The organism is Mesorhizobium sp. U510, assembly GCF_059180695.1.
Map to the genome: position 1 here is coordinate 3,985,240 of NZ_CP180532.1, position 19,014 is coordinate 4,004,253.

Here is a 19,014-nt window from a genome sequence, read left to right on the forward strand (position 1 = left end):
GGCCTCGCGAAGCGAGGTCGGATGAGGGGTGTTCCAGGGAACGCCAACGCCTCACTCCGCTGGACCCCCCCTCATCCGTCTCGGCGCTATCGCGCCGATCCACCTTCTCCCGCAGGGGGAGAAGGAAGAAAGGCACCCCAATCATTTGGAGTATCGTCACGATTGCTGCACTATATCAGTGCATAATGGGAAGGGTGTTTGGGAGAGACGGGCGTTTGAAGGAATCCAGGATCCAGAAACCGGAACGGCAGCAGCGCCTGTTCGGCCTGTCGACGCCGCTGCGGTCGGCTGTCATTCCGCCGCTGTCGGCGGCCCGCTGGCTGCTGGTGCTGATCGTCGCCGCCGGCGTCTATTTCTTCCATGGCTTCCTGTTCCCGGTGCTGGCCGCGCTCGTCATCGCCTTCGCCAGCTGGCCGCTTTATCAGCGGCTGCTGACCGGCGTCGGCGGCAACCGCACCATCGCCGCCACTCTGGCCATCCTGTTCATCCTCGCCTTCCTGGTGATACCGATCGGGCTTGCCGGCACCTACGCCATCAACGAGGTGCGCGAGTGGGTCGGCTGGGCGATCGAGACCAATCGGCATGGTGCCGTGACGCCGCACTGGATCGCGACGATGCCTGTCATAGGCGACTGGCTGAACGAGCAATGGACCACCAATTTTGGTCATCCCGGCGGCATTGGTGAACTGATCCAGCTGATCAGCGGCGCAAACATAGGCAGCATCTATCGCGGCGCGCTCGCCGCAGGCGGCAGTGCCTTTGGGTTGCTTCTGACACTGCTGTTCATGATGATCGCCCTGTTCTTCGCCTATCGTGACGGCGAGCATTTTGCCGGTCAGGTCGATCGCCTGGGAGAACGCATCCTGCCGACGCGATGGGAGCGGATTTCGCGCGTCGTCCCGGCGACCATTTCCTCGACTGTGACCGGCATGACCGTCATCGCCATAGGCGAGGGGTTGGTGCTGGGCATCGCCTACTGGCTGGCCGGCGTGCCGTCGCCGGTGACGCTTGGCGCCCTGACCGGCGTCATGGCGCTCATCCCCGGCGGGGCGCCTTTGTCCTTCACCCTTGTCTCGATTTATCTCGCCGCCAGCGGCTCGCCCATGGCCGGTCTGGCGCTGTTCCTGTGGGGCGCGGTCGAACTGTTCATCGTCGACAAGACACTGCGCCCGAAGCTCGTCGGCGGGCCGATAAAGCTGCCCTTCCTGCCGACCTTTTTCGGTCTGATCGGCGGCGTCAAGACGATGGGGTTCCTCGGCCTGTTCATCGGCCCGGTGCTGATGGCGCTGCTGGTCGCCATCTGGCGCGAGTGGCTGCGAGAGGTGGAACTGGTCGACGAGTTGACCGCCGACTCGGCGGCCGAGATCGAAGGCGGGCCGCCGCAAATCGAAATCCTGCCGGAACCCGGCGTGGCGAAGAAGGCCAGCGCCTGATCCCGAAACGCAACTTGCGCTGGGCCCATCAATTACAGGTTAGACCGGATGCTGCACCGCAAGGTCACCCCGCTGCCTACGGCCGTCATGCAGTTGCCAGAGCGAATGGGCGACCAGCGTGACGATAAGGATCGCGCCACCGATCAGACTGTTGCGGGTCGGTGTCTCGGCAAAGATCATCCACACCCAGACCGGCGCCAGCACGGTTTCGAGCAGATAGAACATCGCCACTTCCGGCCCCGAAATGTATTTCGGCCCGGCGGCGAGGCAGAAGAACGAGATCGGCATGATGACGGCGCCGTTGAAGATGATCCACCAGGGCGCGTTCACGTGAAAGCCTTCGCCTGACACCATGAGGGCGGCGAGCGCCATCGGCAGAAGCACGCCGACGAGTGAGGTGAAGCCCATGTCCTTGCCGCTGGCGCGCGAGATGGTGATGGCGACCGCGATGAAGAAGGCCGAGCACAGCGCCATGAAATCACCGAACAGCTTGCCGGTGCCGACCGAGCCGCCGACGATGACCAGCACGCCCAGGATCATGATCAGCATCGCCGCGATGGTCACCAGCCGAGGTCTTTCCCGCAGGAATATCCAGGACAATAGCCCTGCGAATACAGTGTTGAAGGCCAGGATGAACACCAGGTCGGCGGTCGAGGTGTGATAGACGGCGGTGACGAAGCTGATCCCTGTCAGCCCATACAAGGTCGCCACGATCATGCCGGCCCAGCCGGGGATGAGCGGCGGGGCATTTCGGCTGAGTGCCCGCCAGACCGACCAGATGATCATCGCCGCGACGAATGTGGTGCTGGTGCGCAGCAGCATGATGGTCCATGCGCCGCCATCGGCGAGGCGGATCAGTGGTATGTCGACGGTCAGCGTCAGCCCGCCGATGGCGGTTATCAAGAGACCCTTCTGGTGATCGTTGTGCGGGGACATGCAGTAACTTTCGCAATGAGATGCAGGCCGAGGGCTGACCGGTGCAATGGCGCACTCTCCCCAGCCGACCGGCTGAAAGACCAGCATCCCTGCCTTGAAGTTGTTTAAGCGTGGATCGTGGAAAAACTCAGCGTGAAACCGCTTCGTTGGTGTAGCGTTCCCAGCCCTTGGGGCCGAGATGCTCCTGCGGCATGAAGCGCATCTTATAATTCATCTTGCGCGAGCCGTTGACCCAGTAGCCGAGGTAGACATGGGGCAGGCCCATCGCCCTGGCGCGGGCGATGTGATCGAGGATCATGAACGTGCCGAGCGAACGCTCATCGAAATCGGGATTGAAGTAGGAATAGACCATCGATAGGCCGTCGGCCATTTTGTCGGTGAGCGCCACCGCGATGAGTTCACCCTGACCCTTGCCGGTGATGAAGGTGTCGGGCCCACGTCGCCGGTATTCGATCACCTTGGTGTCGACATGGGTATCCTCGACCATCATGGCATAGTCGAGCACCGTCATGTCGGACATGCCGCCGCGACGGTGGCGGGCATCGAGATAGCTGCGGAACAGCGAATATTGTTCGGTCGACGGCTCGGCATTGTGCATGGCGCCGACGAGGTCGGAATTGTGCTGCAGCACGCGCTTCATGTTGCGGCTGGCGGTGAATTCCTGGGCAAGGATGCGTACGGAAACGCAGGCGCGGCAGGTCTCGCAGGCCGGCCGGTAGGCGATGTTCTGCGAGCGCCGAAAGCCGCCTTGCGTCAAGAGGTCGTTCATCTCCGACGCCTTGTCGCCAACCAGATGCGTGAACACCTTGCGCTCGAACTGGCCGTCGAGATAGGGGCACGGCGACGGCGCTGTCAGGAAGAACTGCGGCGACTGGGTCGGATGCTGCGTCATCTAAGTCTTGGAAACGCTCCTTCGAGTCGCTCTACCTTTGGCGCGGAAAGCAAAAAATTCAACAGGATTGTGAAGATGCTGGCATGCGAACGCCTTCACATTTGCGCCGACAAGGCGGAAGCGCTCCCGAAAACGCCTTCAGCGGCCGGTGCGGCTGACCACCGTGCCGAGCAAAAGGTCGTGCAGCGTGCGCTTGCGGTCGGAGAACAGGGTCACCAGCAGGACCAGCGGCGACAGGATGACGTTGCCCGCCCAGAACAGCACGGAATGGACGACGGCGGTCAGCCCGTCGATCGGCCGCCCGTCGAGACGATCGAGGCGGATACCCATCATCTTCATGCCCGTGGTCGCCTGGTCGGCGCTGCCCAGCGTGTTCCAGATGTAGAGAATGGCGACGGCCGGCACGAGGACGCCGAACAGCATCCAGCCGAGACCGAGGGTCAAAAGCCCGAGGAAGAACACCAGTATGGCAAAAGGAATGGTGATCAGCGCGACGATGATGTAGTCGAGCACGAAGGCCAGGATGCGCCGTGTGCGCACGCCTTCATAGGCCCTGACATCGTCAAGCCGGGTGTTGATGATTTCGCCGTCGAGAACGCGCGCGTTCATGTCATTTCCTCGTAACAGGGCCCGACATAGGGTGCGGGCCGCTCGTAAATGAAATGGTAAAGGCCTGTGTCGGAATCAAGGTCGGGGTTCTCGCCCGGGCGCAAGGCAAGAGCGACGCGAGACACAATCCGAATCGGTTGAATTTGCCGTGCGGATAGCATTAGCTTGCTGCGGCGCAACAAAAGCGCTCAAGGGCAGAGGGACGGGGCACTATGGACTATGACATGCTGGTCATCGGCAGCGGCCCCTCCGGCCGCCGCGCCGCGGTGCAGTCGGCGAAGCTCGGCAAATCGGTGCTGGTGGTCGACCGCGGCCGGCGTCTTGGCGGCGTCTCCGTGCACACCGGCACGATTCCCTCGAAGACGCTGCGCGAAACCGTGCTCAATCTCTCAGGCTGGCGCGAGCGCGGTTTTTATGGACGCGGCTATCGGGTCAAGCAGGACATTTCCGTCGGCGACCTCATCGAGCGCCTGCACAAGACGCTCGACCACGAGGTTGAGGTCCTACAGCACCAGTTCATGCGCAACACCGTCAAGAGCGCACGCGCCTCGGTAAAATTTCTCGGCCCCAACAAGGTCAGCCTGACATCGGACAATGGCGACTACAGCGAAGTCGGATTCGCCAATGCGCTGATCGCGGTCGGCACCAGGCCGCACCGGCCACGCGATGTGCCGTTCGACAAGACCCGAATCTTCGACAGCGACGAGATGCTGGAACTCGACCGCCTGCCGCGCACGCTGACGGTTATCGGAGGCGGTGTCATTGGCGTCGAATACGCCACGATCTTTTCCGCGCTCGACGTGCCGGTGACGCTGGTCGAGCCGCGCAATTCCATCCTCGATTTCGTTGACCGCGAGATCGTCGACGATTTCATCCACCAGATGCGCGATCGCGGCATGACGATAAGGCTTGGCAGCGCGGTCAAGGAAATCCGCTCCAAGCCCGAGGCGGCCGAGGTGGAACTGGCCGATGGCCGCACCATCCGCTCGGAAGTCGTGCTCTACGCTGCTGGCCGCACCGGTAATGTCGGCAGCCTGGGGCTCGACGTGGTCGGCATCGAGGCCGACTCCCGAGGCCGCATCAAGGTCGATCCGCAGACCTTCCAGACCAGCGTCCCCAACATCTACGCCGCTGGCGACGTCATCGGCTTTCCGAGTCTCGCCTCGACCTCGATGGAGCAGGGCCGGGTGGCCGCCTGCCACGCTTTCGGCGTGACCCTGCCGCCGCCGCCCGAAACCTTCCCCTATGGCATCTATGCGGTGCCGGAGATCTCGACCGTCGGTCAGTCCGAGGAACAGGTGCGTGAAAGTGGGGCCGCCTATGAGGTCGGCGTCGCGCGTTTCCGCGAGACCTCGCGCGGCCACATCATGGGCGTCAACACCGGCTTCCTCAAGCTGTTGTTCTCGATCGAAACACGCCGCCTGCTCGGCGCGCACATTGTCGGCGAGGGCGCCACCGAGCTCATCCATATCGGCCAGGCCGTCATCAATCTCGGCGGCACCGTCGACTTCTTCGTCAACAACACCTTCAACTATCCGACGCTGGCGGAAGCCTACAAGATCGCCGGGCTTGATGCCTGGAACAGGATGGGGCGGTAGGGCTCTGGCGCTCCTGACGATTGCCGGAGCGCGGGCACGGGTCGCGGCCTGTGATTGGGCCTACGCCACGGCAGCCGGCCCCACCAGCCATTGCCTGACGATGGCGGCGTCCGGATCGCCGATTTCATGACCCGAGGGGATGATCCGGGCGTCGATCTCGGCGCCGTGCCGGCTGAGCAGCGTCACCAGCGCCGGCGCGAAGGGCCCGTAGGTTTCGTCGGCGGCACCGGCGATGATCAGCGACCGTATGCCGGCGAGATCGGCCGCCGGCACATGGTCGAGCACGGGCATAGGCCGCAGCAGTACAGCCCTGCGGACGATGCCCGGATGAAGCAGCATCAGGCTGGAAACCAGATTGGCGCCGTTCGAATAGCCGAGAAAAGTTGCGTGGTCGAGATTAAGCCCATGGCGCTTGGCGGCCTCGTTTGTGAATGCCGCGAAAGCCGCCGTTTCGGCAAGGATGCTCTTCTGTTCGAAGCGCGTCGGGTCTATCCGCTCGAACCAGCGGAAACCGTCTTCCTGGGGGATGCGGCCTCGCGCCGCGACCAGCGTGGCGGTGGGCGCGATCCGTCTTGCCAGCGGCACCAAAGTGGTCTCGTCGACACCCGACCCATGCAGCAGGAACAGGCACTGACGGCTGTCTCTGCCAGCGCCCAGGAGGCGGTAGGCAAAGGCCATATCCGTGACCAGGGGGGCGTTTTCGATGCCGTCGCCGATCATCCCTCATCCTCTTGATTATATGAGGTTCCGCTCAATTTGCCGGCTTCAAAACGCAATATTTTCATGCTCCGCGAAAGTTGATTGAACCGGGCGCATTCCGGCCCGTTTATGCGCCGATATACTCCGCGTGGGAGGAATCGAAGCGGTGCGCCGGGGGTCGCATTGCTGGACATGAACAACCAGCTTTGAGGCCTTTTGTCGATGACTACCCCTGTTTTGTCGGATCGCAATTTGCGTATCCCTGAACGCGATACGCGTATCTCGGATCGCGATACGCGTATCGATGTGCTGCGCGCGCTGGCCCTGATCATCATTTTCATCGACCATGTGCCCGGCACGGCTTTCGAAACCCTGACCTACAAGAATTTCGGTTTCTCGGACGCGGCGGAGGCTTTCGTGCTGATTTCCGGCATCTCTGTCGCGCTTGCCTACGGCACGAAGTTCCGGCCGGGTGACCGGCTTCTGGCCACGTTGAAGATGTGGCGGCGCGCAGGCGTGCTCTACGTCGCCCACATCGTCACCACGATGGTGGTGATCGGTTTGTTCTGCGCCGTGGCGGTGTTCACCAGGCGCCCGGAGCTGCTGAAGCTGATCAACATCGAACCATTGATGAAAAACACGCCGGAAGTGCTGGTCGGCATCGTCACGCTCGGCCATCAGCTTGGCTACAACAACATCCTGCCGGTCTATGCCGCGCTGCTTTTGATGGCTCCGGCCTTCGTCCTGCTCATCAGCTACCGGCCTGCCGCGGCACTTGCCGCGTCCGGTGCGCTGTGGCTGATTGCCGGCATCTGGCAGATCGCTCCGCCCAACTATCCCGAACCCGGCTTCTGGTTCCTGAACCCGCTGTCCTGGCAGTTCCTGTTCAATATCGGCCTTGCCGCCATGCTGCATGTCAGGCGCGGCGGCGTCATTCCGGTCAACCGCTGGCTGGTCGGCGCGGCCGCGGCCTATGTGGCGACGGCGCTGGTCTGGGTGCACAGCCCACTTTGGGGGCAGATAACGTGGTTCAAGCTTCCCGTGGTGATCGGTGGCTTCGACAAAACCTTCCTGTCGCTGCCGCGGCTGTTGCATATACTGGCGGTCAGCTACCTCATCGTCGCCTTGCCGGCACTGTCGAACCTGTTCCGCACCAGCCACGACCACCCACTGGCGATACTGGGAAAACGCTCGCTGCCGGTCTTCATCGCCGGCACGGTGATCGCCATGGTCGCGCAGGTGATGAAACTGATCAATCCGGGCGGGCTTGCCTATGACACCCTGCTGCTTTCGGCCGGCATCGCCATGCAGTTCGCGCTCGCCTTCTATCTCGAATGGCTGTCGACCATCGGCGGCTCGGGCAAGGTCCGCACGTCGCAAAAAGATGTCACGCCGGTGCGTGCGTCTTTCGGCATCTCGGCGGTGGCGAGGGCCAATCGTTGAGTGGCGGGTGGGTCAGCCGCGTGGAGGAGCCGACGAGGCCCTCAGGATCAGTTCGACCGGCAGTTGCCTGCGATTTGTCGTGCCGTCGTTTTCCAGGATCGCCTTGACGGCGAGACGGCCGATTTCGGCAATCGGTTGGGCGACGGTGGTCAATGGCGGCTCGGACACCGCAGCTTCCGGAACGCCATCGAACCCGACGATCGAAATATCGTCGGGGACCTTCAGTTTGCGCGCGCTCAGCCATTCGAGCGCCACCAAAGCCATCCTGTCCGACATTGCCAGGATCGCCGTGGGCGGTTCGGCGACGCCGAAGATCGCCTCGAGTGCCGCGATCGTGCTGGTCGCATCGTTGGCGGTCTCGTAGACGGGCACTTTGGATGTGTCGACGCCAACCCGCGACAGCTCCTGGAAATAGCCGGTGAGCCGGTCTCGCGTCCCCGCATAAACCGCGGTCTGCACCTGCTCGGGGGAAACGGGGCCTGTCCTGCCGTCGACAAACTGTAGCGCCAGCACGGCAAAGCGGCGGTGCCCGAGGCCGGTGAGATGGCGCGCCGCCATGGCCGCGCCGGCGACATTGTCGATGCCGATTGTCGCGACCGACCCATCCTCGGAAGCGAGGTCGAGCGCCACGAAAGGCAATTTGCGCTCGCGTGCCAACTGCACCAGGCGTGAACCGCCTTCGATACAAAAGACGATGAAGCCGTCGACCAGGGCGCTCTGGATGTTCCAGGCAAGCTGCTCGTTGTTGGCGGCCGAGACCAGCGAGATGCCGGCGCCTGTCGCGTCGCAAGCCTGCGAGATGCCCGCCATCATGACGCGTGCGAAGGGATCGTCGAAGAAGTAGGAGAGGGGTTCGGCCGTGGCGACGCCAATGGCGTTGACCTTGCCCGCGCGCAACAGGCGGCCCTTGGGGTCCGGTCCGCCATAGCCCATCGCCTCGGCCGCCGCCTTGACCCGTTCGCGGACTTCCTCGCGCACGATCTCGGGGCGGCTGAAGACATTGGATGCGGTGCCGTGCGAAACACCGGCGGCCTTGGCGATGTCGGCCAGCCGGACGGGTCTTCGATTGCCTACGGTGAGTGACGCCATTGTGCGTGCCTCCTGACATGCATTTAGCACGTTCCCGATCTGCATCTAGCACTTTCGTTGGATCGATTCAAATTTTGCTTGACCGAAGATGCATGAAGACCTACGTTTGAATCGATCCAAGTCGCAGATTTGTGCTGCTGAATGTCAAGGGGAGGTGCGCCATGCATCCCGTCAATTATCTGTTCGAGGACATCTATCGCAACCACTGGAGCATCGGGCCGGGCGCCAACGGCTCCAGGCTCCGGGGCAGGGCCGGACCATGGATTCGCGACCTTCGCTTCCTTGCAGAGCGCAGGCGAAACTGATCGGCGTTTTTTTGCTCACCGATTGGATCGATTCAATTCCGTGGAGAAAGACCATGCACCCCATCAAACATCTGTTCGAGGACATCTATCGCAACTACTGGGGCATCACGCCGGCCGCGGAGCGGCCGAAGATGCGGCGCCTGACGAAGCCGGCCGCGCGCAATCGCGATCTTTGGCTTCGTACCGAACGTCTCAGGGATTGATGCCTGCGTAGTTGGCCTAGGAACGCGGGCGTACCAGGGCGGAAATCGCTATCCCCAGCCAGCCGGCGATGAGCAGTGTGCCTCCGATCGGCGCCGACATCGGAAACAGTCTCGATCCGAGGAAATCGCGGGCGAGGAGATCGCCCGCGAAAAGCAGGAGCCCGACAAGCAGGACGAGGCTCGCGATGCGCAGGCAGCGATTCGCGCCCATGAGGCCGACGGCGACGAAGACCGGCGCGTGCATCAAGAGGAACGACGCGGCCGTGCCGGTGAAGCCGCCGCCGCGGTGCGCGGCCGCCGCCGACAGCGCCACGCCCGCCGCGCCGACGAGACCGCCGGCAAGCACAAGGAGACGGCTGGCGGTTGGTTCGGCGGAATTCATGTTGGCCACTCCCTCTAACGCTCTCAGGACTCACTTGCTTCCAGCGCCATACGCCGTGTGCGCCGCGACTGGACAATCCAGTTGTAGACGGCGCCGCCGGCCATCAGTGCCGATGTCCCGAGGAACACCGCCCGCATGCCGAAATGACCGCCGACGAAGCCGCCGGTCAATGGTCCCGCAACCTGCCCGACATACTGCGCCGAGATCGCCAGGCCAAGCACATTGCCGCCGACGCCGTCTGGGATGTTGTGTCGGATGACGCTGGTGATGCAAGGCAGCAAGCCGCCGAGCGCCAGACCCATCAGGAAGCGCAACCCGATCAGTTGCCAGCCATCGGTGACGAAGGCTTGCGGAATGAGCAGCAGGGCTGAGACGGCCAGCGCTCCGACGACGACGTTCCAGTGGCCGACGCGGTCAGCGAGCTTGCCGAGCCAGGACGCCGACAGGATGGTGCCCAGCGCCGCCGCCGACATCACCACGCCGGCGACCATCGTCACCCGGCTCGGATCCTCGATGAGCTGCTGCACATAGACGGTAATGATCGGCTCGATCGACATGTTGGCGAAGGCCAGCAGCATGCCGGTTATCAGCATGGCCACGACCGGGCGTTTGTCCAGAATCCGTGACCAGCCGCTTTTCGACCTGGCTGCCGATCCCGCCTTTACCGGCTTCAGGCGCGGTGTCTCCTTGATGAGGAAGGTCGTTGCCAGGAAGGCAAGGAAGATGACGCCGCCGGACAGAAGGAAGGTGGCGCGAATACCGATCACTGGCGGCAGCGTACCGCCAAGCAGGGGGCCGACCAGCGAGCCCGCCGTTATTCCTGCCGACAGCACGCCCAGCGCCCAGCCGGAACGGTCCTTGGGCGTCTGCATGGCCACCAGTATGGTCGACCCCGAGGAATAGCCGCCGGCAAAGCCGATCAGCAGGCGCAGCAGCACCAATTGCCAGACCGTCTCGACCATGCCGGTCAGCGACATGCAGATCGCCATGCCGAAGCTGGCGCGCACCAGCATCACCTTGCGGCCATAGCGATCGCCCAGCCGCCCCCACAATGGCGCGACCAAGGCCGCGGCGAAGAAGGTGGCGCCATAGGCGACGCCGGACCATTGCACGATGGCGGCATGACCCTGCGCGCCGAGCTGTTCCACATAAAGCGGCAGGAAGGGCAACAGCAGGGTCATGGCGATGAGCGTGCTGAACGAGCCAGCGAAACAGACGGCGAGATTGCGCCGCCAGTGGATGTTGTAACCGCTCTGTTGCGTGTCTTCCTGTGTCATGTCCTGCCTGCTCGATATCAGCGCTTGTTGCGGATACCATTTTGGGATACCAAACTGGTATCCGTCATGAACTCCAACCCAGCTGCTGTCAATGCGGCTTCGGAACAAGGAAGCGCTATGTCGCAGATGCAGAATGTCGAACGGCAGTTGCGCGAGATGATCCTGGGGCTCGAGATCGGTCCAGGCGAGAAATTGACCGAGCGTTGGATCGAAGGCCGCTTCGGCGCCTCGCGCACGCCGGTCAGGGCAGCACTTCTGCGGCTGGAGACCGAGGGGCTGGTGGGCAGGGATGGCCGCGGCTGGACGGTATCGCCCATCAACCTTGCCGAGCTCGAGCAGATCGCGGTCTATCGCGAAGCAGTCGAGGTCGCGGCTGTGCGGCTGACATGCATGCATGCCGAAAGCAGCGCCATCGACGTCATCGAGGCGATGCTCGATTCCTGCGACGACAATACGCCGCGCGAGGAGTGGCATCGTGTCGGCATGGATTTTCACATCGAGCTGGCGCGCCTGTCGGGCAACGAATTTCTGTTCAGGGCCGTGCGCGATGCCATGACACGCCTGTCGCGCGCTCGCTGGCTGGAAGTGCGTGACGAAGCGGCCCTTGGTCGCGCCTGGGCCGAACACCGAGCCATTCTGGCCGCGGCACGCCTTGGCGATGCCGATCAGGCAGCCCGCCTGCTTTCTGCCCACATCGTCGGCAGCCGCGACCGGCTTGTGACGTCGCTCGCCAACGACCGACGCGGCCTTCGCGCCAGGGGATTTGCCGTCGTGGCTGCTTAGCACCGCTATAGGGCAGGGCGCTCGCCGGCAAAAACAGGCGACGCCTCACGCCAAGCCCACTTTCGGCCTCGCTTCACGGACGCCGATGGCGTAAGAGCGGCGATGGAAAACAACCGATTTGAAACACCCGTGACCGTCAAGTCCGTCACGGCGGGAAGCACTCAGCTCTTGCGAACGGCCCGCGAGGCATCCGAATACCTCCTCAACAGCTGGCCCGGCAAGCGCAGTCCCAAGCATCGCGCGGCGCTGCAGGCCTGCCACGATGCGCTGGCCGGCGACAAGCCGGCCATGAACGCGCGGCGTGCCTTTATCGCCGCGGCGCGCGAAGTGGACGTTTTTGTCAGCGACAAGGCTCCTGCCTGACGCAGAGCCATTGGCTGGATTGAGGCAAGGCCCGCATATGCGGGCCTTTTGCCGTCATTCCGCCGTTTCGTTTTCGATCTCTGCCTCGGGCTTGGAACGTTCGCGCGCGGCAACCTTGGCCGCCAGCTTTTCGGCCTTCTTCGCCGCCTTCTGCCGGTCGCGTTCCTTGCGTTCCTGATCGTAGTTTGGTGCTCGCGCCATATCGGCTCCTTTTGACCTGCCTTGCGGCTCCGACCCTGCCTAGGAGCATTAGCCGTCAAACACAACAGCTGAAACGACAGTGCGAGTGCACGGCCCCGGAGATCCGTGGGGGCTTGCCAGATCGGCGCCATAATGATGTAGGAAACGCGGGGCGCCAGCGTATTTGAGAGCTGCCCGTTTGTTTTGACCAAGTAAATCATGGCCACAATTGCGCGGACGTCGGCACGGGTTTTCTACTATGCGCGAAACGTCGTGCGCGATGTCATTCCACAAGCCCTGTTCCGCCGCAGGCTGGCTGCTCGCCTCGAACAGGCCATGCTTTCCGACGAGGCGGCGCGGCGGCGGCTGAATGACTACAACAAGCTGCAGGATGGTTTCGCGCCAAGCGCCAATGCGGTGCGCATCAGCAAACTGCCCTTCACGCCGACCATGTACTATTACGACCTGAAGGAATTCGCCCGCTATTTCGATCCCGGATTGCTCATCGACGTCGAATTCGGCGACGTCAGGGACGTACCGAAGGTGCCGACGATCGTCAAGGATCGGCCGATCCGTGATGACGACCAGAACGCGGTCATCATGAAGCTCGACAAGTTCCGCCACTTCCAGATGCCGGCTGACGCCACCTCGTTCGCCGACAAGTTGCCTATGGTGGTCTGGCGTGGTGATCTCAACAATCCGATCAGGACACGGTTTCTGCAAGCGGTGCGCGACCTGCCGTTCTGCGATGCCGGCTCGCATAAGCCGAACGCACCGGCCGAATACGCCAAGCCCTTTCTCAGCATCAGCCAGCACCAGCGCTACCGCTACATCGTCTCGCTCGAGGGCAATGACGTGGCGACCAACCTCAAATGGATCTTGAACTCGAAGTCGCTTTGCCTGATGCCGCCACCGACATACGAGACATGGTTTGCGGAGCGGCAGCTCGAGGCCAATGTCCACTATGTGCCGCTCGATCCGGATTTTGCCGATCTCAGCGAAAAGGTGCGCTATTTCGAACGGCATCCGGCGCAGGCCGAGCGCATCATCGCCGCAGCCAACGCCTATTGCCGGAAATTCTCCAATGAGCGGCACGAGCAGGCGATCTCCCTGCTCGTGCTCTACAAATATTTCGTGCTCAGCGGCCAGATCGAACCCGATCCCGAACTGTGGCGCTTCATCCAGGGCTAGCGCCTCCGCCTGGTGGTCAGATCACGCTACGGTCGAGAACCATGTCGGCGGGGCCGAAGCGATCCCTTGCCGTCAGTTGCTGGTGCCAATAGGGGTAGAGCACGGGCGGCCGGCTGACCGCGTCGAGGCGCTGGCGTTCCTCAGGGCTGAGCGCCAGGCTTGCGGCAGCGAGATTATCCTTGAGCTGGGCATCGTTGCGGGCGCCGATCACCAGCGAGGAGACGGCGGGGCGGCCGAGCAGCCAGGCCAGCGCCACCTGAGCGGCCGATACGCCGCGAGCCTTGCCGATCTCGACCAGCACATCGACGATCCGCCAGAGCCGGTCCTCGTCGCGGATCGGCGGCTCGGACCAGCCAGCGAGTTGCCGTGCGGTCGGGCTGTCGCGGTGGTATTTGCCGGACAGCAGGCCGCCGGCGAGCGGGCTCCAGACCAGCACGCCCAGTCCCTGGTCGACCGAGATCGGCAGCAGTTCATATTCCGCCTCTCGCGCCTCCAGCGTGTAGTGGATTTGCTGGGTGACGAAGCGCTGCTGGTGGCGGCTGTCGCTGATCGAGAGCGCCTTCATCACCTGCCAGCCGGACCAGTTGGAGCAGCCTATATAGCGCACCTTGCCCTGGTTGACCAAAGTGTCGAGCGCCGCGACCGTTTCCTCGACCGGGGTAAGCCCGTCCCACTGGTGGACGAAATAGATGTCGATGACGTCGGTCCTCAGCCGCTTCAGGCTCTTCTCGCATTCGCGGATCAGATGGTGGCGCGACAGGCCTTCGTCGTTCGGTCCGCTGCCGATCCGCATGCGCGCCTTGGAGGCGATGAGCACGTCGTTCCTGCGCTTGCCGCCGAGCGCTTCGCCGATGATCTCCTCCGACAGGCCGTTCGAATAGACATTGGCGGTGTCGATGAGGTTGATGCCGGCGTCGATGCACATGTCGATCATGCGCCTGGCTTCGGCAAGATCGCTGTTGCCGACCGCGGCGAAAGGCCCGGTGCCGCCGAAGGTCATGGTGCCCAAAGTCAGTGTCGAAACCTTAAGGCCCGAACGGCCAAGGGTGCGGTATTCCATGTCAGTCCTCGCGATTGTGTTGAATGGCGGCGGGGCCAAGGGGGAGCCCGGAATGCGACCGTGGATTTGTAGGACAATTCGGGCGGCTTGTCGCCATGGCATGGTGATGGATCGATTGGACAGAGCAGACGCTCCGGCGGCATATATCGCGCCCGAGCTGCAATAAAACCGTCACTGCCGGTCTATATTGAAGTCGGCTCAGGTGTTTCCCTTTCCAGGCTGCTGGCCAGCAATTTGGGCGCCGTACGGGAACCGACAGGGCTTGCAAGCGGAGCAGTGCAAATGACTGAGCTAAGACAGAATTCTCCCGCCAAGGACTGGCTCGAAGCCGAGCTCGCCGACACGCTCGACGAAGACTATGAGCTCGAAATGTCGGAGCCGGCGCTGTCGATGGAGATCGCCAAGATCTACAAGAACGCGCATCCGCCTTCGATCGACCGCATGCAATATTTTCGCGACCTGATCACGCTGCAGTCCGAATTGATCAAGCTGCAGTCCTGGGTCGCCTACCACAAGAAGAAGCTGGTGGTGATTTTCGAGGGCCGCGACTCCGCCGGCAAGGGCGGCGTCATCAAGCGCATAACACAGCGGCTCAACCCGCGCATCTGCCGCGTCGTTGCGCTGCCGGCGCCGACCGAACGCGAGAAGTCGCAATGGTACTTCCAGCGCTATGTTCCGCATCTGCCGGCAGGCGGCGAGATCGTGCTGTTCGACCGCTCCTGGTACAACCGCTCCGGAGTCGAGCGGGTGATGGGCTTTGCCGATGCGGGCCAGGTCGAGGAATTTTTCCGCGACGTCCCCGAGTTCGAGCGGATGCTGGTGCGCTCGGGCATCACAGTGGTCAAATACTGGTTCTCGATCACCGACGAGGAGCAGCAGATGCGCTTCCTGATGCGCATCCATGACCCGATGAAGCAGTGGAAACTGTCGCCGATGGATCTGCAATCGCGCGTGCGCTGGGAGCAGTACACCAAGGCCAAGGAAGAGACCTTCGCCCGCACCAATATTCCCGAGGCGCCCTGGTTCATCGTCGAGGGCAATGACAAGAAGCGGGCGCGGCTGAACTGCATCGATCATCTGCTCAAGCAGATGCCGTATGAAGAGGTCCCGCACGAGGAGATCACGCTGCCGGAACGCGTCTTCAATCCCGAATACGAGCGCCAGACGCTGCCGCGCGAGCTTTACGTGCCGGAGAAGTATTGAGCGCCTTTTCATTCTCCCCGTGTCACGGGGAGGTGAGGAGTGGTCTGCGCAGCAGACGAAAAGCCAACTGCTTGGCTTTTCGAACAACGAACGCCGAAGGGCGGCGCTGGCGTTGATGAATTTATTGCCATCGGACGCTCTAACCTCCAAACGTCGGCGCCGCCACTCATTGCCCTGCCGGACATTTCTCCCCGTGGAACGGGGAGAAAGTGGCTAACCCCGCTTGATCACCACATGCGTGGCAAGCGCCGTCGCCACCTGCTCGGTGCATTGATAGCCGAGCTTCAACATATCCAGGCCGGCGAAGAGGTGCTCGCCCTTGCCAAGCAGCACCGGCGAGATTGCAAGATGCATCTCGTCGATCAAGCTCTCCTGCAGATATTGCCGGATGGTGGCGACGCCGCCACCGATCCGCACATCCTTGCCGCCAGCCGCCGCCTTCGCCTGCTCGAGCGCCGAATGGATGCCGTCGGTCACAAAATAAAAGGTCGTCCCGCCTTCCATCGTGATGGGTGCCCGCGCGTGGTGCGTCAGCACGAAAGTCGGCACGTGGTAGGGAGGGTTGTCGCCCCACCAGCCTTTCCAGTTGTCGTCAGGCCATTCGCCGCGGATCGGCCCGAACATGTTGCGGCCGAGAATCCAAGCGCCGACATTTTCGAAACTGCGCTCCGCGAACCCATCGTTTACATCGGCGGTGCCGCCATCTTTTCCGAGCACCATCTTGCGGAAGGTGCGGGTGTCGACAAACCACTTGTGCAAGGATTCCCCGCCGATGCCGAGCGGATTTTGCAGATCTTGATCGGGACCGGCGCCATAGCCGTCGAGCGATAGGGTGAATGCGTTGACACGCAGCTTGGACATGAAAGCCTCCTCGATAACCAGTTGTATTTTGCAATCGGTTGCTGTTTAGCAAACCGGTTGCGAATTGCAAGCGCTATTTTCTAAGGCGAAAAGACACATACCCGGATCTCGCCGCCAAGCGGTGTCCCTATTGTTTCGTGATGATCGGTTCGGATGACAACCGGCCGCTGGGACGGCCGCCGATCGCCCAACCATGAAATGGATCAGAAGCATCCTCTGGAGGCGTCCGCCATACCTTCGGGCGAGGTGCGGCTGCCGGCCGCCTCCGGCCGTGCGGCTATCATAGCCGCGGCTGCCGGTTTTTGTCTGCTGGAATTCGAAAGAACCGCCGACCGGTGGAAAGACTGGTGACGTCTACTGAAAGGCTTTGCCGGGGAGGCCGGTCTACCCCTTCAGCATTTCGGCCACTTCGGGCGCGAAATAGGTCAGGATGCCGTCACAGCCGGCGCGCTTGAAGGCGAGCAGCGATTCCAGCATCGCCTTCTCGCCGTCGATCCAGCCATTGGCGCCCGCCGCCTTGATCATCGAATATTCGCCCGACACCTGGTAGGCGAAGGTCGGCATCTGGAACTCGTCCTTCAGCCGGCGGATGATGTCGAGATAGGGCAGGCCGGGCTTGACCATCAGCATGTCGGCGCCCTCGGCAATGTCCTGTTCGGCCTCGCGCACCGCCTCGTCCGAATTGGCGTGGTCGATATAATAGGTCTTCTTGTCGCCCTTGAGCAGGCCGGCGGTGCCGACCGCCTCGCGATAGGGGCCGTAGAAGGCCGAGGCGAACTTCGTCGCATAGGACATGATCGCGACGTCCTGAAAGCCGTTGGCATCGAGCGCGTCGCGGATGGCGCCGATGCGGCCGTCCATCATGTCGGATGGCGCGATGATGTCGGCGCCGGCCGCTGCCTGGATGACGGCCGCCGCCGCGACCTGTTCGACCGTTTCGTCGTTGACGATGATGCCGTCGCGCAGGATGCCGTCATGGCCGTGGCTAGTGAACGGGTCGAGCGCGGCGTCGGTGATGATGCCGATCCCGGGCACCGCGTCCTTGATCGCACGGGTGGCGCGGTTGATGATGTTTTCCGGATCGAGAATGTGCGAGCCGGTCTGGTCGCGCAGGGCCAGTTCGACATTGGGGAAGGTGGCGAGTGCCGGAATGCCGAGCTTGGCCGCGCGTTCGGCCTCCTTGACGGCAAGATCAACCGACAGGCGGAAGACACCCGGCATGGCGGCGATCGGCTCGCGTACGTTCCTGCCCTCGACAACGAAGATCGGCCAGATCAGGTCGTCGACCGAAAGCCGGTTCTCCTGTACCAGGCGGCGCGACCAGTCGGCCTTGCGCATGCGGCGCAGACGGCGGCTGCCGGTCACGTCGTCGACGCTACGCGCGCCGGCTGGCTTTGTCGGGGTGAATTTGTTCATGGCCAATACTCCGGATCAGCGGGTTTTACCACGAGCCCTTGCCGCTGACCAATGCGACACGATTGTGCCAGGCCGAAGTCGCCAATCTCTGCCTTGTAGGCAGATGCTCGGCAAAGCAGAGATGGGCGCGTCCCGCCATATCTATCCGGTCAGGGCTGGCCATTACCCGAAAGAATCTGCGCAGCGCCTCCGATTGCCACGCGGAACGCCTCGTCGAAGCTGACGCCACGCACCTGCCAGCGATAGGTCTTGCCGTGATCGGCGAGGCGCCAATCGGCGATCCAGCCGAGATCCTTGTCGCTCCAGACGATGCTGCCGGCGAGCGCTTGCGCGCCACCGGCCTGTTTGGCCAGCAGATCCAGCCTTGCCATGTCGTCGGTGCGCAGCCCTTTTTCGTCCAGCTCGGCCAGCTGTACCGCCTTCGGAAATACGACATGCATCAACAGCGGATCGGTGGCATTGACGAAAAACTCGCGCATCGTCTTGCCACGCTCTTCCTCGGCGCTGAGCGCGAAATGCCTCGCGCCCTGTTCGACGGTGAGAAAGACGGCGAGCGTTGGCCGCTCGCCAAGCCAGGGCTTGCTGCCGAGCTGCGCGAGCAGCTTGTCGACCGTGGTGGGCTTGTAGAGACAGGTCAGATCATGCGGCCGGTCATGCGTGCCTTGCTCGTCATGGATCGGAATGCCCTCCAGCCGGTCGTGGTAGCGGAAGGCGTCGACAAAATCGCCGGCCTTGTCGCGCAGAGCCGCCATTTCGGGTTTCTCCAGCAGGCGTTGATCGCCTGAAACCCTGACCAGGACCCGGTCCAGGCAATCCTTGAAGCCTATCCGGCGGTTCACCTCGCCCTGGCCGGTGACGATGGTCCGAGACTGGTAGAGATCGTCGGTCGTGATGGCGAATGCAGCACGCGGTGCAAAGCCGGTTGTCACAAGTACGACCGTCAAAAGCACGGCACGAAGAAATCCGGGCATGGCCAACTGTTCTCCGACGCCGTCTGCGCGCGATATCGGCGCGTCGCTTGCAACGGCGGCGATCTTCGTAGCATCGGCCGGCGCCAGTCGCCAAGACCACGGTGCACAGGCTGCTGCCAT

Annotated in this window: 20 protein-coding genes; 8 read left to right on the forward strand and 12 right to left on the reverse strand. The window is 62.8% G+C overall.

All coding sequences use genetic code 11. The features are described 5' to 3' along the window. Positions 1 to 215 precede the first annotated feature (215 nt). Positions 216 to 1,433 carry an AI-2E family transporter gene (locus ACLGL5_RS20770; RefSeq protein WP_038646226.1) on the forward strand — a complete coding sequence of 406 codons (1,218 nt, stop codon included), beginning with the start codon at positions 216 to 218 and terminating at the stop codon, positions 1,431 to 1,433. A 39-nt stretch (positions 1,434 to 1,472) separates the two neighbouring features. On the opposite strand, the gene ACLGL5_RS20775 is transcribed toward ACLGL5_RS20770, so the two are convergent. The 3 genes from ACLGL5_RS20775 to ACLGL5_RS20785 all read right to left on the reverse strand — a co-directional run bounded on the left by ACLGL5_RS20775 (position 1,473) and on the right by ACLGL5_RS20785 (position 3,870). Next, a complete protein-coding gene (locus ACLGL5_RS20775; RefSeq protein WP_069091932.1) occupies positions 1,473 to 2,369 on the reverse strand; it encodes a DMT family transporter in 897 nt (298 codons plus the stop codon). 127 nt (positions 2,370 to 2,496) lie between these two features. Further along, complete coding sequence (locus ACLGL5_RS20780) at positions 2,497 to 3,261, reverse strand: arginyltransferase (protein ID WP_069091933.1); 765 nt, start codon at positions 3,259 to 3,261, stop codon at positions 2,497 to 2,499. Between the two features lie 138 nt (positions 3,262 to 3,399). Further along, a complete protein-coding gene (locus tag ACLGL5_RS20785) occupies positions 3,400 to 3,870 on the reverse strand; it encodes an RDD family protein (RefSeq protein WP_069091934.1) in 471 nt (156 codons plus the stop codon). A 212-nt stretch (positions 3,871 to 4,082) separates the two neighbouring features. Between ACLGL5_RS20785 and sthA the strand changes: the two genes are divergently transcribed. Then, positions 4,083 to 5,468 carry a Si-specific NAD(P)(+) transhydrogenase gene (gene sthA, locus ACLGL5_RS20790; protein ID WP_069091935.1) on the forward strand — a complete coding sequence of 462 codons (1,386 nt, stop codon included), beginning with the start codon at positions 4,083 to 4,085 and terminating at the stop codon, positions 5,466 to 5,468. A gap of 60 nt (positions 5,469 to 5,528) precedes the next feature. Here the strand turns inward: sthA and ACLGL5_RS20795 are convergent, their stop codons facing one another. After that, positions 5,529 to 6,188: an alpha/beta hydrolase gene (locus ACLGL5_RS20795; protein WP_038646230.1), complete on the reverse strand. Its 660-nt coding sequence runs from the start codon at positions 6,186 to 6,188 to the stop codon at positions 5,529 to 5,531. A gap of 201 nt (positions 6,189 to 6,389) precedes the next feature. On the opposite strand from ACLGL5_RS20795, the gene ACLGL5_RS20800 reads away from it, so the two are divergent. Further along, entirely contained in the window at positions 6,390 to 7,610 is a 1,221-nt protein-coding gene (locus ACLGL5_RS20800) for an OpgC family protein (RefSeq protein ID WP_027046732.1), read from the forward strand. Positions 7,611 to 7,622: 12 nt separating this feature from the next. On the opposite strand, the gene ACLGL5_RS20805 is transcribed toward ACLGL5_RS20800, so the two are convergent. Further along, positions 7,623 to 8,699, reverse strand: a complete 1,077-nt coding sequence (locus ACLGL5_RS20805) for a LacI family DNA-binding transcriptional regulator (RefSeq protein ID WP_069091936.1) — start codon at positions 8,697 to 8,699, stop codon at positions 7,623 to 7,625. Positions 8,700 to 9,057: 358 nt separating this feature from the next. Between ACLGL5_RS20805 and ACLGL5_RS20810 the strand changes: the two genes are divergently transcribed. Further along, a complete protein-coding gene (locus ACLGL5_RS20810; RefSeq protein WP_019857594.1) occupies positions 9,058 to 9,207 on the forward strand; it encodes a hypothetical protein in 150 nt (49 codons plus the stop codon). A 16-nt stretch (positions 9,208 to 9,223) separates the two neighbouring features. On the opposite strand, the gene ACLGL5_RS20815 is transcribed toward ACLGL5_RS20810, so the two are convergent. Together ACLGL5_RS20815 and ACLGL5_RS20820 are read right to left on the reverse strand one after the other, a co-directional pair. Beyond that, positions 9,224 to 9,589 (reverse strand): DUF423 domain-containing protein, encoded by a 366-nt coding sequence (locus tag ACLGL5_RS20815; protein ID WP_019857595.1) that lies wholly within the window; start codon positions 9,587 to 9,589, stop codon positions 9,224 to 9,226. A 23-nt stretch (positions 9,590 to 9,612) separates the two neighbouring features. Then, positions 9,613 to 10,866: a multidrug efflux MFS transporter gene (locus ACLGL5_RS20820; protein WP_019857596.1), complete on the reverse strand. Its 1,254-nt coding sequence runs from the start codon at positions 10,864 to 10,866 to the stop codon at positions 9,613 to 9,615. A gap of 117 nt (positions 10,867 to 10,983) precedes the next feature. Between ACLGL5_RS20820 and ACLGL5_RS20825 the strand changes: the two genes are divergently transcribed. Both ACLGL5_RS20825 and ACLGL5_RS20830 read left to right on the forward strand, forming a co-directional pair. Continuing rightward, positions 10,984 to 11,649, forward strand: a complete 666-nt coding sequence (locus tag ACLGL5_RS20825) for a GntR family transcriptional regulator (protein WP_019857597.1) — start codon at positions 10,984 to 10,986, stop codon at positions 11,647 to 11,649. Positions 11,650 to 11,751: 102 nt separating this feature from the next. Beyond that, positions 11,752 to 12,012, forward strand: coding sequence for a DUF982 domain-containing protein (locus ACLGL5_RS20830; protein WP_010915577.1), 261 nt, complete (start codon positions 11,752 to 11,754; stop codon positions 12,010 to 12,012). 54 nt (positions 12,013 to 12,066) lie between these two features. Here ACLGL5_RS20830 and ACLGL5_RS20835 read toward each other — a convergent pair whose 3' ends face one another. Next, on the reverse strand, positions 12,067 to 12,213 hold the full coding sequence (locus ACLGL5_RS20835; protein ID WP_019857598.1) for a hypothetical protein: 147 nt from the start codon (positions 12,211 to 12,213) through the stop codon (positions 12,067 to 12,069). Between the two features lie 198 nt (positions 12,214 to 12,411). Between ACLGL5_RS20835 and ACLGL5_RS20840 the strand changes: the two genes are divergently transcribed. After that, complete coding sequence (locus tag ACLGL5_RS20840; protein WP_019857599.1) at positions 12,412 to 13,383, forward strand: glycosyl transferase family 90; 972 nt, start codon at positions 12,412 to 12,414, stop codon at positions 13,381 to 13,383. A gap of 16 nt (positions 13,384 to 13,399) precedes the next feature. Here ACLGL5_RS20840 and ACLGL5_RS20845 read toward each other — a convergent pair whose 3' ends face one another. After that, the gene (locus ACLGL5_RS20845) at positions 13,400 to 14,443 is read right to left on the reverse strand and encodes an aldo/keto reductase (RefSeq protein ID WP_019857600.1); all 1,044 of its coding nucleotides are present in this window, start codon (positions 14,441 to 14,443) and stop codon (positions 13,400 to 13,402) included. Between the two features lie 282 nt (positions 14,444 to 14,725). Between ACLGL5_RS20845 and ppk2 the strand changes: the two genes are divergently transcribed. Next, positions 14,726 to 15,646 carry a polyphosphate kinase 2 gene (gene ppk2, locus ACLGL5_RS20850; protein ID WP_044550210.1) on the forward strand — a complete coding sequence of 307 codons (921 nt, stop codon included), beginning with the start codon at positions 14,726 to 14,728 and terminating at the stop codon, positions 15,644 to 15,646. 213 nt (positions 15,647 to 15,859) lie between these two features. Here the strand turns inward: ppk2 and ACLGL5_RS20855 are convergent, their stop codons facing one another. The 3 genes from ACLGL5_RS20855 to ACLGL5_RS20865 form a co-directional block, all read right to left on the reverse strand. Next, the gene (locus ACLGL5_RS20855; RefSeq protein ID WP_064982525.1) at positions 15,860 to 16,507 is read right to left on the reverse strand and encodes a dihydrofolate reductase family protein; all 648 of its coding nucleotides are present in this window, start codon (positions 16,505 to 16,507) and stop codon (positions 15,860 to 15,862) included. Between the two features lie 384 nt (positions 16,508 to 16,891). Continuing rightward, positions 16,892 to 17,923: a porphobilinogen synthase gene (gene hemB, locus ACLGL5_RS20860; protein ID WP_019857603.1), complete on the reverse strand. Its 1,032-nt coding sequence runs from the start codon at positions 17,921 to 17,923 to the stop codon at positions 16,892 to 16,894. A gap of 149 nt (positions 17,924 to 18,072) precedes the next feature. Then, entirely contained in the window at positions 18,073 to 18,894 is an 822-nt protein-coding gene (locus ACLGL5_RS20865) for a DUF8605 domain-containing protein (protein ID WP_494372757.1), read from the reverse strand. Positions 18,895 to 19,014 lie beyond the last annotated feature (120 nt).